Genomic DNA, 14,691 nt, shown 5'->3' on the forward strand with positions numbered 1-14,691 from the left:
GCGGTGTCGCCTCGGCGGGCTCGCGCCCTGCGGGGGGTGGGTCGCGTGCCGTTCGGGGACTGCGCGAACGCGTGCCGGCCGGGGGAGAGGGTTTCGAGCTCGGCCAGGAGGTCCTGCCTCCTACTGGGCTCCTTCCAGGTCTTCGTCGTTCTCCCGGCGAAGCGCGAGGACGGCCGCGGCGGCGACGAGCCCGAGGGTGAGCGCCCCGAGTCCCACGGCGAGTCCCTTGCGCTCGCAACCGAGGGCGGCGTCGACCGAGAACGTGCCAGGCCCGTGCACGGCGAGCGCCGTCGCGGCCACGCCGAGCACGAGTGGGTACTCGAACCCGCCGTGCTGTGCCCACAGTCCCTGCGGCAGGTGCGCGGAGACGACCGCGTTGGTCATCGTCGCGACGAGACCGGCCGAGGACAACGGCGTGGCCGCGCCGAGAGCGATGCCCGCGCCGGAGCCGAGCTCGCCCAGTCCCGCCGCCAGAGCGACGAGCTTGCCCTCCGGATAGCCGAGGGCGGTCATCATCTCGCCCGTCTTGTCGGGACCTCCTCCGCCGAACCATCCGAACAGCTTCTGCGCGCCGTGCCCCATGAGCAGCAGTCCCATGGGTACCCGCAGGAGCAGCACCCCGAAGTCCTCCGCAGTCACCTTCATACGGGGTTCTTACCCGGACATGCCTGACAATATGAATGGCCCGAAAGGGGGGGGCCGGGTGGCCACAGGGGTGGCGAGCAGGCCGCGGGTCGTTCGGTCGCCGGTCAGGCAGTTAGAAATCTACTTTGTAAAGGCGCCGGGCGGGGTGGCTTGCAGCCACCCTTCCTTCAAGGACTGAAGACTTTTCTCCGACAAGCATGGGTCCGATCGATCGGGGGAGCGCTGGGACAGAGCCGCGGAGGCGTCCTCCTGGGTCCGGGATCGGCGAGGATGAGGCTTTGGCCGGCCTTGGAGGCGGTGCTGTCGAGAGTTCTCGGCGAAGGCGGCCGGCCCGATCGAAGCCGGGGATCACGTGATCCGGATCCCCGGCTCTTCTCGTTCCGTCGTGGGAGGTCGTAGGGAAGTCGTAGGGAAGCGGTCAGGCGGCGGGCTTGCGGAACTGTTCGATCAACGCTGCGTAACTGTCGTCGGCGTGGCCGTCGGCTGCCGCGCGTCGGGCCAGTTCCAGGAAGAGATTCGGCAACGCGGTGCTGACGCCGAGCGCCTCGCTCTCCTGGACCAGGTGCTCCATCCCGCCCATGTGGACGGCAACGGTGGCGTCGGCGGCCGGGTACTTGCCCTCGTCGATCTGCTGCGCGTAGGCGGAGACGTAGTCGGTCGTCACGTTGATCGCGGTGCTGGCCAGGGTCGCGAAAGTCGTGGCCTTGACGTTCGCGGTGCCCAGCAGTGCGGCACCCTGCAGGAAGCCGTTCAGGACACCCCACATGATGCTCAGGATGGACATGTCGTACAGGGCAGACAGGCCGTGGTCCTCATCGAGGTAGAGGGTTCCGGTCGCGCTGAGTGCCTGCAGGGTGGCCTGGTGCTCCTCGAAGGCGGCCTTCGAGCCGGAGTACAGCAGCGTGGCGTCGGCGGTGCCGATGGCCTGGGGAAGGGCAAGGATCGCCCCGTCGAGGTAGACGCCGCCGATCGTGGCCGCCCACGCGGCGGTCTCGCGTGCTTGGGTGGAACTGGCCGTGGTCAGGTTGACGAGGGTGCGGCCGGTCAGCGAGGGGCCGACCGGGTCCAGCAACTCGTGCACGGCGTCGTAGTCCGAGACGCAGACGACGACGAGTGGGCTTGCCTCGACCGCGCTCTTGATCGAGTCGGCCAGGGTGGCGCCGTTGGCGACGAGATCGTCAGCCTTGGCGGCCGAGCGGTTCCAGACGGTGGTCGGGTGACCGTTCGTCAGAAAGGCCGCGGCCAACGCATGGCCCATCAGTCCCAGGCCGACAACGGTGACCGGCGATTGCGAGGCGGAAAGGGTGGACATTTGTGCTCCTGCCTGTCTCGTGCGGCGTCAGCCGCGACGGGTGTGGGTGCCGGGGCCGGGGTTCGGACATAGGTCGATCCCGGCCCGGAGGGTTCTGCCAGGTATGTCGTGACGATCACCGAGCCCAGCGCGCCTTGCCGGGAACGGCACGCTGTCGGTGGCCGGTTCGGCCGGTTCGGCTGGTTCGGCTGGTTCGGCCCTGCCGGCCGTCCGCCGGCAGGGCGACGGGCGAAAGCCGTCCTCGGACCGGTTGGAGCCTCTGCCGGCGCTCGGTCGTTGCGGTGGGGTGGCCCATGCGGCGGTCCAGCCGTGCTACGGGCGCCTCAGGTGAAGAACCCGACGATGCTGCGGATGCGGTCCCCGGCGAACTCGACGACGTCGTAGCCGGTGGCGACCGTGCCGAGTTTCCAGCGGAACAGCGCGCGGTCGTGGTGGACGCCGACCACGGTGTCGAGGGTGAACCTCAGGTCGCCGAGCTTCTCCCTGACGCGGCCGATCACCTCGGACAGCTCGGCGTGCCCACGCAGGCCCGCGTTGTCGGGGTCGGCGTAGAGCGAGTCCTCGGTGAGGACGGACTTCATCAGGGTCATCCGGGCGGCGGCGTCCGGCTCGTTCCAGATGTCGAGGTAGGCGAGGATCACCTCGGTGGTGCTCACTTGCTGGCTCCTTCCAGTGGGGGACGTTCGCTGTGGTTGCGAAGCGGGCCTGCGGGCGAGGGGGATCAGGCCACGGCCGGCGGTGACGGCGGCGGACGTCCAGCCTGCGACGTGCGGGCCTGAACTCGAGCGCGTTCCCGATGTCGGGCGGCGTCGATGGTGTCGTCGAGCGCCACGGTGCGCTGGGTCGGCGCGGGCAGCCCGAGACGAAGTCCTTCTCTGGTCATCAGCCTCTGTCCTACATGCCGTCTCCTTTCTACACGGTGTTCAGTCATCGCACGACGTAGATTAAACCAACCCTGTAGACTGTCAAGTGTGAGCGACCACACGATGAGCCGCCGGGACCGGCTACGCGCCCAGACCAGCGCCGAGATCAAGACGATCGCCATGAAGCTCATGGCGGACGGCGGCCCGGACGCCATCTCGCTACGCGCGATCGCCCGCGAGATGGGAATGACGGCCGGCGCGATCTACAGCTACTTCGCCACCCGCGATGACCTGATCACGACGCTCATCGGCGACGTCTACACCTCGGCGGTCGACGCCGCGGAGGCCGCCCGCGACGCGGTGCCGGAAGCTGATCCAGGCGGCCGGATCCTGGCCTGGGCCCAAGCCATGCGCGCGTGGGCGTTGGCCAACCCCGAAGGCTTCCGGTTGATCTACGGCGACCCCGTGCCCGGCTACCGCGCGCCCGACGACGGCCCCGGCCAACAAGCCGAGGCGCGCGCCTGCGGCGGACTGATCGGCCTCGTCGCCGCAGCCTGGCCGACAGCCCGGGCGAGCCGATCCGCGGACCGTGCCTACAGCTGGGCCGACTTCGACCCGGACCTCGTGGCCCATGTCCGGGAGGACTTCCCGGGCCTGCCCCCGGCAGGCATCGCGATGACGCTGAGGGTGTGGGGCCGGATGCACGGGCTCATGGCGCTGGAGATCTACGGCCACCTACGCCTCATCCACGACCCGGCCGCTGTCTACCGCGACGAGATGCACGACCTCATCGCCTCTCTCGGCCTCGTATCGTGACCGCGGCCCACCATCGTCGGATCCGGCGAACGCGCCGACCGCGAGGGGCGCATGGCTGACGCCGCCGGCCGCATCCTCCCACGGCACGATCACCTCACTGGATCCGATCGCGCCGGCGGCGGGCCGTGACGTGACGGCGTCGCGAGTGCTCCTGGCCTGTGCCCGCGGGTCACGACAGGCCGGTCACCTGTACGCCGCGTCGTCCGCGATGTCGATCTGCGAGCGATCGGGCAGCGCCAGGGTGGCCGCGAGTCCGACCGCCGCACCGATGATCATGAAGATGGAGATGGCCTGCCAGCCGTAGTCGTGCAGCAACCACGTGGCGATCAGCGGCGCGGGACCGCCCGCGACGATCGAGGCCAGCTGGTAGCCGAGCCCGGCTCCGCCGTATCGGAGGCCGGTGGGGAAGCTCTCGGCGATGAGCGCGGCCTGCGGGCCGTACTCCATGGAGTGCTGGAGCTGCACGATCATGATCGTCAGCAGGATCACCAGCGGTATGCCGGTGTTGAGCAGCGCGAAGTACGGGAAGGCGATCACCGCCAGCACGATCGCGCCGAGCGCGTAGAGCCTGCGGCGGCCCACCCGGTCACTGAGATGGCCGAAGTACGGGATCGCGAAGAGCTCGACGGCGGCCGCGCAGGTGACCGCGGCGAACGCGAACGTCTTGGACATCCCGATGGTCTCGGAGGTGATGTAGGTGATGACGAACGTGGTGTAGAGGTAGAACGGCATCTGCTCGGAGACCCGCAGGAGCGCGCTGAGCACGACCTCCTTGGGATGCCGCTTGACCACCTCGACGACCGGGAGCTTGGCCACCTGCCGGGTCTCGAGCAGCCGGGCGAGCAGCGACGTCTCCATGACCCGCAGCCGCACCCAGAGCCCGACGCCGACCAGAACCAGGCTGGCCAGGAACGGCACGCGCCAGCCCCAGTCGTTGAACGCGTCGCCCGAGGCGATCGCCAACAGCGACATCGCCTCTGTGCCGAGGATGAGGCCGATGGGCACGCCGACCTGCGGCCAGCTCGCCATCAGGCCGCGCCTGCGCTGGTCGCCCCATTCCATCGACAACAGCACCGAGCCGCTCCACTCGCCGCCCACGGCGATGCCCTGCAGGATGCGGAGGATGACGAGCAGGACGGGCGCGGCCACCCCGATGGTGGCGGTGCCGGGGAGCAGGCCGATCAACGCGCTCGACACGCCCATCATGACCAGGGTGATGATCAGAGTCGCCTTGCGGCCGATCCTGTCGCCCCAGTGGCCGAAGAGGGCGCTCCGATCGGCCTGGCGACGAAGCCGACCGCGTAGGTGGCGAACGCCGACAGGGTGCCGGCGTAGGTGCTGGACTCGGGGAAGAAGACATGGGCGAAGGCCGTCGCGGCCGCCATGCCGTACAGGAAGAAGTCGTACCATTCGATGGCGGTGCCGACGACGCTGGCGGTGGCAGCCTTCCTGACCTGGGATCGGTATTCCGCCTCCGGCAACCGGTTGCCGGCCATCGCGCGCCTCCTCAGCCAGACTGTCGGGCTGTCTACCCTGGCTCGGCCCGTGAAAATCGGTGGTGCGGGATCTCTGGCGACGCAACGAAGATGCCCTGGTCGCAGGGCTGGAGAACCTTTCCGCGCGTGCCGGCGGTTCGGTGCCGCATGGGGAGATCGTCCGCGGGTAGTGCTGGAGCCATGTCGGATTCGCGATGTGAGGGATGGTTGCTCGCAGGCCGGTACCGGTTGCTGGCCGAGGTCGGCAGGGGCGGCATGGGCAGGGTCTGGCGCGCTCATGACGAGCTCCTCGACCGCGAGGTGGCGATCAAGGAAGTCGTTCTCGCCGGCTCGCCCGCGCCGCAGCACGAGGTGCTGGTCGCCCGCACGATGCGCGAGGCGCGCATGGCCGCGAGACTGAGCCACCCGAACATCGCCGCGGTCTACGACGTGGTGCCGGCCGACGGGCGGCCGTGGATCGTGATGCAGCTCGTCCGCGCGCCCAGCCTGGCCCAGGTGATCGCCGAGCGGGGCCCTCTGCCCGTCTCCGCCGTCGTGCGCATCGGGCTGGAGGTCCTGGCCGCGCTGCGTGCCGCGCACGCCTGCGGTGTCGTGCACCGCGACGTCAAGCCCGCCAACATCCTGGTCACCGGTGACCGGCACGCGATCGTGACCGATTTCGGTCTGGCGACCAGGGTGGACGACGAGGCCCAGCTGACCCAGGCGAACCTGGTCGTCGGCACGCCCGCCTACATCGCGCCGGAACGCGTCAAAGGCGGGCCCACGATGCCGCCGGCCGACCTGTGGTCTCTGGGGGCGACTCTGTACGCGGCCGTCGAAGGCCGTGCGCCCTTCGTTCACAGCAGCGAGATGGCCACCCTGGCGGCGGTGCTGACCTCGGGCCCGGCTCCCTTCCGGCGGGCAGGCCCGCTGGCCCCGATCATCGCGGGCCTGCTGGAGAAGGATCCCGCCCGCCGTACCGACGCCGCTTCCGCGGAGGAGCAACTGCTACGGGTGAGCGCGCTTTCCGGCCAGGGGCCGGAGGCGACCGGGGCGCAGGCGGCCGTCCGGCCTGATCCGACCGCGCCCGCCCGGGGTCTGGCCGTCCACGATGGCGGCCTGCGGGCGGGCGGTCGCCCCGGTGGCGGCCTTGGCCGTCGCCCCGCTCACGGTCGACGGACGCCGCGGCCAGTGCCAGGACCGCCGGCCGCGCACTGGCGGAGGACGGCCGCCGTGACCGCCGCCGGCTTGATCGTCAGCGCCCTGGCCGCCGCATGGGCGGTCTCCGGCTCCGGCGGGGCGGGTCCCATGGGTTCCGCCGAGAGCGACTCCCGGTCGGCGCAGAGGACGGCGAGTGTCATGCAAGCCGTGCCGGTGGTGGAGGAACGGCGCGCCGCCCCGTCGACGCGGGATCATCGAGGCGATGCCCGTCCCGCCCCTGTCCCGGTCGCGGCCACGGATGCCGGCACCTCGTCGAAGCCGGCCACGAAGGCCGAGCCGAAGAAGGCCGAGTCGAAGAAGGGCAAGCTCAAGCACGGCAACGGCCACGGGCACAAGCGGTGAGCGCGGGCGCCCCCCCGCGCGCCGGTTCGGCCGGCGCGGGCGGGGCGCCGTACTCGGGTGGTGGGACGGGTGCTGCCCGGCTTCCCCGCCATGCCGCCCACAGGAGAAACCCGCTGAGCGGCTCGTTGGCGTGATGCCCACCTGGCTCGGGGACGCCGGGGCGATCCCTGGCGGTGGGCCGCGTCGGGCAAAGCGTTCCCCAGCGATGAGCGGCGAAAATTGGGCTGTTCATGCTTGAGGCCGGTCCCGAGCAGGACGAATCATCGAAGTCAGGGGGGATTCTCATGCACACGAAAGAGAGTCACGAACTTCGATGGGGTGGACTGGCCGGTATCGGTGCCCTGGTCGTCGGGCTCCTCGGACGGCTGGTGATGGGGAACGCTCCGAGCATCCACGATCCCGCGCTCGTCATCGCCGGATATCTGTCCGGCTACCGGACCCAGATACTGACGGCGGCGTTGCTGTTCGCCATCGCCTCGATGCTGTTCCTGTGGTTCGGCGTCGCGCTGGCCACGGCCTTCCGCCGGGCCGACGAGAACAGTGACACCCCCGGGATGGTGCTGGCCGGGTTCGTGCTCGTCACCGCGCTCGGGTTCATCGGGGTGGCCGTCTTCGCCGGCGTGACCTATGCCATGACTGCGCATCCGGCGTTGCTGGCGGTGGCCGCAGGGCCGTACACGGCGCTGACGGTGATGGGCGGGATCGCCGGGGTGGCGGTCGCCGGGACGTTCGGGGCGGTGGCGGCCGCGATCATGCACACGCGGGTGTTCCCGATGTGGATGGCCTGGTTCGCCATCGCCGTCGCCGCGATCAGGCTGCTGGCGGCGGCCATGATCGGCAGTACGGGAGGGGCGCTGTCACCGGACGGCCCGCTCATGGTGATCCTGCCCGGGCTGCTGACAGCGGCGTGGGTGCTGGTCGCGAGCTGGTTGCTCATCCGCGAGCACCTGCCCGTGCCCTCCGCGGGTGCCAAGCCCGTGATGGGCCACTAGTCAGGACCGCGGGGCCGTAGGGCCGCCGCGGTCACAGGTACTGGCCTGTCCCGTCCTGCTCGTCCGTCGCGGCCGACGGGCTCGTCACGATGTCCGAGGGGAGCAGCGCCCGCACGTCGTCGGGAGTCGGGTCCTGTCGGGCCAGGATGCGTTCCGCCTGGTGGGCCACCGCGCGGTCGAGGAGGTTGCGGACGACGCGGCCGTTGCCGAAGGACTCGCCGCGCGGGATCGCCCGAAGGGCGCCGCGGACCTCGTCGCGTACCCCTCCGTGCAGGACGAGTCCGGCCGTCGACGCCATGGATTCGAAGATCGCGACGAGCTCGTTCTCGCTGTAGTCGGGGAATCGCACCGTGGTGGGAAAGCGCGAGGCCAGACCGGGATTGGCCGCGAGGAAGTCCGTCATCCGGCTCTCGTACCCGGCGGCGATCACGACCAGGTCGTCGCGGTGCTCCTCCATGAGGCGCAGCAGTTCGGCGATCGCCTCGGGACCGTAGGAGTTGTGCGAGCCGCCAGGTGTGAGCGCGTAGGCCTCGTCGATGAAGAGCACGCCGCCGAGGGCGCTCTCGACCGCGGCGCGCACCTTGGGCGCCGTCTGGCCGAGATACTCGGCGATCAGGTCGGCGTGGGAGACCTCCACCAGGTGTCCGGACGACAGCAGGCCGAGCTGCGCGTACGCCGAGGCGATCAACCTGGCGACGGTCGTCTTGGCCGTGCCGGGGTTTCCGGTGAACACCAGGTGGCGGGTGGGCGAGACGGCCGGCAGTCCCGCCGACCTGCGCAGCCGGTCCGCCTCGACCTCGGCCACCAGCAGCCGCACCTGGCGTTTGACCGGTTCCAGCCCGACCAGTGCGTTGAAGGCGGCGAGCGGATCGTCGCCCTGCCGGGTGCGCGCGGCGAGGCGAGCGGAGTCGGGGACGTCGTCGGCGAGGATCTCGTGCAGCGACTCGTCGCCGTCGATCACGCCGTCGGCCAGTACCCGGCGCGACTGCATGGCCACCGAGCGTTCGAGCAGGCGGAGCGCGAGGCGTGCGCCCGCCGCGCCGGGCCGTGCCGACCGGACGATCCGCTCCACCTTGGTCAGAACCCCTTCCCGGAGGGTGAATCCGGCCTCGGCCGCCTTGCTCTCGTACAGGGCCACCACCTGCTCGCCGGTGAGGTCGGGGAAGTGGACGACCCGCGGGAAGGCCTCCGCCAGCTCGGGGGAGGATCTCAGCAGGCCGTTGACCGCGCCGTCTGGGCCGCAGAGGACGATCAGCAGATCATCCTGGTGCGCCTGGACACCCGCGAGCAGCGCGTCGACGACGTCGCGGCTGTGCGCCCTGTCGATGTCGATGCCGGGGCGGGCGAGATTTCCCGCGTCCTCGACGCACAGCACGCCGCCGAGAGCGCGCTCGAGGGCTCGCCGTACGTTGGCGGTGGCCTCCCCGACGTGTCGGCCGGCCAGGTCGGCGCGGTCGACGGTGACCAGATGACCCGAGGAGAGGAGCCCGAGCTCGGCGAGCGTCCGGCCGAGCGCGCCCGCCACCATGGTCTTGCCGGTGCCGGGCCTGCCGGTGAACACCAGGTGCGGCGGCGGGGAGAGCGCGGGCATGCCGGCGGCACGCCGCAGCTTGGCCGCCCTCGCCTCCGCGATGACGAGCGCGACCTCCGCCTTGACCGGCTCCAGCCCGAGGCACGCCTCCAGCCCGGTTCCCCGGTGGCCGGGGGCGGCCGGCAGGTCGGCGCCGGTCACCTCGGCGGAGCCGCGCCGTCGCGCTGACCCGACGGCCTGCTCGGCGAGGTGTTCCATGAGGCGGGCGCCGCGGAGGTTGCCGGCGCCGCTCAGCCTGGCCGCGCGGTTGGCCGCCTCGTCGAAGGCCGTCGCGCCTCGCCTGCCGACCGCCCGCCGGAACAACTCCGCACGCTCGTCCTCGGTGAACTCGCGTGTGCCGGCGACGCAGAACTCGTGATGCAGCGAGGGGTTGGCCAGCGCGACCGTGACATCACCGCCCGCACCGCACGTCGCGACCACGTGCAGGCCCGGCTGCTGGCGCAGCACCCGGCGGAGCTCCTCGAGGGCGACAGCCCCGCAGCGGCCGTTGGCGACGATCCGGTCCAGCCCCTGCACCACCAGCAGGTCACCGACCCCCAGATCCCGTGTGCGCGACAGCAGGTGCAGCGCGGCCTCGCTGGCGTTCATGTCGGTGAACACCTGGTCGGAGACGTAGACGACCTCGGGCGGTCCTTCGGCTGTGGCGAACGCGCGCCGCAGGATCTCCACCGCCGTCATGCGTCCCGTGCTGTCCGGCCCCGCCAGCAGCAGCCGTGCCGGTCTGGCGGCGCCCTGCCACCTCGCCTCGACCGCGGCACGCACCGCCTCGGCCAGCTCCGGCTGTCCGACCAGTTCCGCCGCGGGGTCCGTGCGGGGCGCCTGGCCGGCGACGTACCGGGCCAGCAGCGGATTGACGGCCCTGCGCGGCGCGCACAGCATGCGCACGTCACGCTGGAACGAGCTGACGGGCAGCGAACTCTCCGGGTTCACCGCGGGCCCCGGCAGCCCCTGGACGGCGCCGGTCACCCTGATGGCCATGTCGAGCCAGGCGCGGCAGGCCTCGGCCTCACCCGCGAGCACTCCGCGCGCCAGCCACGACCGTGTCAGCGCGTGCCAGCCGTCGGCGTTGAATCCCTCGCGCACCTGGGAGAACAGGGCCTGCACCTGGGTGTATCGCGACATGCCCAGGCTGACGGCGAGCTCGGCGGGCACCTCGCTGATCTCGGCCTGGGCCAGCAGGCACGCCAGCGTCACCTCGTGCTCGAAGGTGAAGGTGGTGCCCGGCAGCGGTCCCGCGCTTGCCGCCCCCGGAACGTTCTCGATGAGACGGGTGTGCGCGGCCAGGAATCCCGTACAGGCCCAGTCGAGGTAGCCCGCCGGTCCCAGGAGCTCGGGCAGGACGGCCAGGTGCCGCGGGTCGGCCCGCTCGGCCCACAGCCGCGGCAACGCCTCCAGCGGCGCGACCAGATCCTCCTTGGCCAGCGCGGGGTCGGTGGCGCGCTGGTCGTGCAGCGCGATCAGCGCCCTGCGCCGGGGTTCGAGCGGCTCGATGCCCGCGAAGACGTCCAGACACCGGCGGGCGAGCGTGAACGCGAGCTCGCGCAGCTCCGGATCGTCGCCGGTTCCGTCCAGCAGCCAGTACGCCGGCGGCAGGAAGGGCGTGTCGGCCGACGACCACGTCCAGCTGCGGTTGGGCCGCCTCGGCTCGGCCACGAAGTCGCTCATCGTCTCGTAGGCGAGGTCGCAGGCGGAGCCGCCGCACAGCGCCACCGACCCGACGAGGAACTGCAGCAGGTACCACAGCTCCGCGCCGATCACGGTGGTGTCCTCGGCGAGGAAGTCGGGAAGCTCGACCGCGAGCGCCTCGGCCGCGGGATCGGCGTTCAGCGCGAGGGCCCGCGCCCGCACCTGCTCGTACAGGCCGTCCGGAACCCGCCACGGCCCGTAGGAGTACAGGTCCAGGACGGGGTCGTCGGACAGCAGCAACCGCAGGCCGTCCGGCAGGCTTGGGCGATCCATGGCCGGGATCTTACGTCAGCCCTGCCCGGCCGCCCGCGCGGGGAGCCGGCGGCCACCAGGAGTCAGTCGATCATCGCCTGGTCCCGTTCGCCGATCGTGCGGAGAACGGCGTCGGGGACGATGAGGTCGGCCTTCGGGCGGGTGGTGGCGATGAGGTCGGCGTTGCGCTGGTCGGTTCCCAGCACCCAGGCCACGGCGGCGTCGTGGTCTTTGCCGAACCGCTCGTGCCGGGCGACCAGCCTGCGCACGCGCTCGTCCGAGTCCAGGTCGCAGTACCAGACCTCGTGCAGGGTGGGCCGCACGCGCGCCCAGTCACCCTGGTCGAGCAGCAGGTAGTTCCCCTCGGTGACGACGAGCCTGGCGGCCCGGGGGAGCGGGATGCTCCCGGCGATCGGCTGCTCCAGTTCGCGTTCGAAGGCCGGCGCGTAGATGACGTCGTCCTCGTCCTGCCGCAGGCGGCGGAGCAGGGCCGCGTAGCCGGCGGCGTCGAAGGTGTCAGGGGCTCCCTTGCGGTCGCGCCGACCGAGCCGGTCGAGCTCGACGTCGGCCAGGTGGAAGCCGTCCATCGGCAGGTAGGCCACCCAGTCCAGCGGCGGCAGTCCGGCGGGAGGCCTGCGTCGCAGCAGGGCGACCAGGTTCTCGGCGAGCGTGGTCTTGCCCGACCCGGGTCCGCCCGCGATGCCCAGCAGCGTGCGATGCCTGCCTCGCACGAGGGATCGGGCCCGGTCCGCCAGGTCGTCGAGGGACGTCATCGCGAGCGGCTCGTGTGCAGGTGGTTGGTGATGAAGGCGTGGGCGTGCCGCGCCAGGTCCTCGCCGTCGGACCAGAGGTTGCGCCAGATGGCCAGATCGTTGGACAGACCGCGCATCACGACCGCCGAGGAGAAGGATTCGAAGGTGATCGGCCCACGGTAGCCGATGTCCGCCAGCGCGTGGAAGAACGAGGTGAAGTCCAGGTGCCCCGAGCCGAGGTAGCCGCGGTGGTTCTCGCCGATGTGGACGTAGCCGAGCCGGTCCCCGACCTCGAGCACGGGCCGTACCAGATCGTCCTCCTCGATGTTCATGTGGTAGGTGTCCAGGTGGATGAGCACGTTGTCCTCGCCGATGTCGTCGGCGAGGACGAGCGCGTCGCGTGCGGTGTTGACGACGTTGGTCTCGTACCGGTTGCAGATCTCCAGGCCGAGTGTCATGCCGTACGGGCGGGCCTCCTGCGCCAGCCGGCGCAGCACCGACACCACGTTGCGGCGGCCGGCGGCGGTCAGCGGGTGGTCGTACTTGCCCAGGGCGCTGTAGAGGGCTCCGGTGAAGTGCGTGCCGCCGAGCGCCCTGGTCACGGCGAGGGAGTCGTGCAGCAGTTTCTCGCCGCGCTCGACCACGGACGGGTCATCGCTGGAGATGTCGGCGTCGAAGGCGAGGCCGCGCGAGCACGCCACGCCCAGGCCTGCGGCGCTCAGGGCGTCGCGGGCGGCTTCGGCGTCGAGGTTCGCGCAGTCGTGCAGGGAGATCTCCAGAAGGTCGAATCCGGTGGCCCTGGTCTTCTCGATCGCGGAGGCGATTGAGGACGGGCTCGTGTCACCGGCCCATACCAGGGCGTGCACGCCGATCGGGTTGGTCGTGGTGTCATCGGTCATCAGGTGGGTGCCTTCTCGGGTTGCTGGGGACGGGGTCAACTGCCGGCCGCGCCGGTGATGAGGGCGACGATCTCCTCGCCGGTCGTCTCGGCCGTACGGCGTCCGCCGACGCAGCGGCCTGCGCGCATCACCCACACCTGGTCGCTGAGCCTCATGACCTGGCTGAAGTTGTGGCTGATGAGCAGGACGGAGTGCCCCTCGTCCCGCAGCCTGACGATGAGCTCCTCGACCCGTGCGGTCTCCTGGACGCCGAGGGCCGCGGTGGGCTCGTCCATGATGACGAGCTTGGAGCTGAAACCCGCCGCGCGGCAGATGGCGACGGCCTGGCGCTGCCCGCCGGACAGCCGACGGACACGTGAGCGGACCGCGGGCACGTTGACGGCGAGGGTGGAGACCATCTCCTTCGCGCGGACCTGCATGGCGCGCCGGTCGAGGACGGGGACAGGGCCGAACCTGCGGACGATCTCACGGTTGAGGAAGAGGTTCTGCCAGACCGTGAGGTCCTCGACGAGCGCGAGGTTCTGGTGGACGGTCTCGATGCCGGCCTCCCTGGCGTCCTCCGGCGAGTGGAAGTCGATCTCTCCGCCGTCGAAGACGATCCGCCCGCTCTGCGGCCGGTGGATCCCGGAGACGCACCGCACCAGCGTGGACTTGCCCGCGCCGTTGTCGCCGACGAGGGCGGTGATCTCGCCGCGGCGCAGCGTCACCGAGACGTCGACGAGGGCGCGGACGCTGCCGAAGGACAGGGAGACGTGCTCGGTGCGCAACAGGATGTCCTCGCGTGCGCCGGGCTGGAGGTGGTCGGTCATCGCTGGAACCTCGTCAGGAGTGCGGCCAGCACCACGACGATGCCGACGGCCAAGGGCTGGTAGAACTGCGAGACGCCGAGCAGGGTGAGCCCGTTGACCAGGGCCGTCAGCAGCAGGGCGCCGATGACGGGGCCCACGATGGTTCCCCGTCCGCCGAAGAGGCTGACCCCGCCGAGCACGACCGCGGCCACGGAGTTGAGCAGGAAGGCGGTGTTGGCCGCGGGTTCGGCGGCGCCGATGCGGGCGACCAGCAGGATCGCCCCGAGCCCGGCGAGCACGCCGCTGATCGTGTAGACGGCGATCTTGATGCGCTGGGTGCTGATGCCCATCGCCGTCGCGGACTCCGGTGCCCCGCCGGTGGCCAGCAGGTGGGTGCCGAAGCGGGTGTGGAAGAGCGCGACGTGGGCCACGACGGCGACGACGAACGCGATGATGACCGACCAGCCGAAGATCCCGATCCCGCCGGTCGACAGGCTCAGCAGGGCCGGGTCGATGATCGTCACGGGTTTGCCGTCGGCCAGGATCAGCGCCAGGCCGGAGGCCGCGGAGAGCGTTCCCAGCGTCACGATGAAGTCAGTGATCTTCCCTTTCGCGATGATCAGGCCGTTGGCCACGCCGACCAGGGCGGCGGCCACGACCGCCAGCAGGCACGAGAGCGGCAGCCCCCAGCCCGCCGCGTAGGCCTGGCCGAAGGCGACCGCACCGAGTGTCATGGTCGAGGCGATCGACAGGTCGATGCCCGCCGTGGCCACGACGAAGGTCTGGCCCACCGAAAGGATGATGAGGATCGCCGCGGCGACCAGCATGGAGGCGATGTTGCCCGAGCTCAGGAACGTCGGGTTCAGGGCCTGAAAGACGATGACGAGGACGATGAGCCCGACGAGGGCGGCCCATTCGGCCCAGAAGCCGACGTCTTTCAGCCTCGCGGACCAGGCCTCGCGCTCAGGTGCCGCGAGCGTTGCGTTCGCCATGGATGTCCTCCTTGTCGCGGCGGCCGGGCAGGCTGGGACAGCCGGTGGCCGGTCGCGACGGTGAG

At 71.1% G+C, this 14,691-nt stretch carries 13 protein-coding genes; 3 read left to right on the forward strand and 10 right to left on the reverse strand.

Annotated features, from left to right (window positions below):
* Positions 1-120: 120 nt before the first annotated feature.
* The 3 genes from ACFSKW_RS43750 to ACFSKW_RS43760 all read right to left on the reverse strand — a co-directional run bounded on the left by ACFSKW_RS43750 (position 121) and on the right by ACFSKW_RS43760 (position 2,613).
* On the reverse strand, positions 121-645 hold the full coding sequence (locus ACFSKW_RS43750) for a DoxX family protein (RefSeq protein WP_379580400.1): 525 nt from the start codon (positions 643-645) through the stop codon (positions 121-123).
* A gap of 418 nt (positions 646-1,063) precedes the next feature.
* A complete protein-coding gene (locus ACFSKW_RS43755; protein WP_379580402.1) occupies positions 1,064-1,957 on the reverse strand; it encodes an NAD(P)-dependent oxidoreductase in 894 nt (297 codons plus the stop codon).
* Positions 1,958-2,280: 323 nt separating this feature from the next.
* Positions 2,281-2,613 (reverse strand): nuclear transport factor 2 family protein, encoded by a 333-nt coding sequence (locus ACFSKW_RS43760; RefSeq protein ID WP_379580404.1) that lies wholly within the window; start codon positions 2,611-2,613, stop codon positions 2,281-2,283.
* 315 nt (positions 2,614-2,928) lie between these two features.
* Between ACFSKW_RS43760 and ACFSKW_RS43765 the strand changes: the two genes are divergently transcribed.
* The gene (locus tag ACFSKW_RS43765; RefSeq protein ID WP_379580406.1) at positions 2,929-3,636 is read left to right on the forward strand and encodes a TetR/AcrR family transcriptional regulator; all 708 of its coding nucleotides are present in this window, start codon (positions 2,929-2,931) and stop codon (positions 3,634-3,636) included.
* Positions 3,637-3,819: 183 nt separating this feature from the next.
* Here the strand turns inward: ACFSKW_RS43765 and ACFSKW_RS43770 are convergent, their stop codons facing one another.
* Together ACFSKW_RS43770 and ACFSKW_RS43775 are read right to left on the reverse strand one after the other, a co-directional pair.
* Positions 3,820-4,878, reverse strand: coding sequence for an MFS transporter (locus tag ACFSKW_RS43770; protein WP_379580784.1), 1,059 nt, complete (start codon positions 4,876-4,878; stop codon positions 3,820-3,822).
* Positions 4,857-5,132 (reverse strand): hypothetical protein, encoded by a 276-nt coding sequence (locus tag ACFSKW_RS43775; RefSeq protein ID WP_379580794.1) that lies wholly within the window; start codon positions 5,130-5,132, stop codon positions 4,857-4,859. The genes ACFSKW_RS43770 and ACFSKW_RS43775 overlap by 22 nt, the downstream gene beginning before the upstream one ends.
* Before the next feature lie 207 nt (positions 5,133-5,339).
* Between ACFSKW_RS43775 and ACFSKW_RS43780 the strand changes: the two genes are divergently transcribed.
* Positions 5,340-6,674, forward strand: coding sequence for a serine/threonine-protein kinase (locus tag ACFSKW_RS43780; protein WP_379580408.1), 1,335 nt, complete (start codon positions 5,340-5,342; stop codon positions 6,672-6,674).
* A gap of 284 nt (positions 6,675-6,958) precedes the next feature.
* Positions 6,959-7,666, forward strand: coding sequence for a hypothetical protein (locus tag ACFSKW_RS43785; RefSeq protein WP_379580410.1), 708 nt, complete (start codon positions 6,959-6,961; stop codon positions 7,664-7,666).
* Between the two features lie 31 nt (positions 7,667-7,697).
* On the opposite strand, the gene ACFSKW_RS43790 is transcribed toward ACFSKW_RS43785, so the two are convergent.
* The 5 genes from ACFSKW_RS43790 to ACFSKW_RS43810 all read right to left on the reverse strand — a co-directional run bounded on the left by ACFSKW_RS43790 (position 7,698) and on the right by ACFSKW_RS43810 (position 14,626).
* Positions 7,698-11,216: an AAA family ATPase gene (locus tag ACFSKW_RS43790; RefSeq protein ID WP_379580412.1), complete on the reverse strand. Its 3,519-nt coding sequence runs from the start codon at positions 11,214-11,216 to the stop codon at positions 7,698-7,700.
* Positions 11,217-11,278: 62 nt separating this feature from the next.
* Positions 11,279-11,968: a nucleoside/nucleotide kinase family protein gene (locus tag ACFSKW_RS43795; RefSeq protein WP_379580414.1), complete on the reverse strand. Its 690-nt coding sequence runs from the start codon at positions 11,966-11,968 to the stop codon at positions 11,279-11,281.
* Entirely contained in the window at positions 11,965-12,846 is an 882-nt protein-coding gene (locus ACFSKW_RS43800; RefSeq protein WP_379580415.1) for a sugar phosphate isomerase/epimerase family protein, read from the reverse strand. Before ACFSKW_RS43800 ends, ACFSKW_RS43795 begins: the two co-directional genes overlap by 4 nt.
* A 35-nt stretch (positions 12,847-12,881) precedes the next feature.
* Positions 12,882-13,655 (reverse strand): ATP-binding cassette domain-containing protein, encoded by a 774-nt coding sequence (locus tag ACFSKW_RS43805; protein WP_379580416.1) that lies wholly within the window; start codon positions 13,653-13,655, stop codon positions 12,882-12,884.
* Positions 13,652-14,626: an ABC transporter permease gene (locus ACFSKW_RS43810; protein WP_379580418.1), complete on the reverse strand. Its 975-nt coding sequence runs from the start codon at positions 14,624-14,626 to the stop codon at positions 13,652-13,654. Before ACFSKW_RS43810 ends, ACFSKW_RS43805 begins: the two co-directional genes overlap by 4 nt.
* Positions 14,627-14,691 lie beyond the last annotated feature (65 nt).

The organism is Nonomuraea mangrovi, from assembly GCF_042681425.1.
Lineage (GTDB): Bacteria > Actinomycetota > Actinomycetes > Streptosporangiales > Streptosporangiaceae > Nonomuraea > Nonomuraea mangrovi.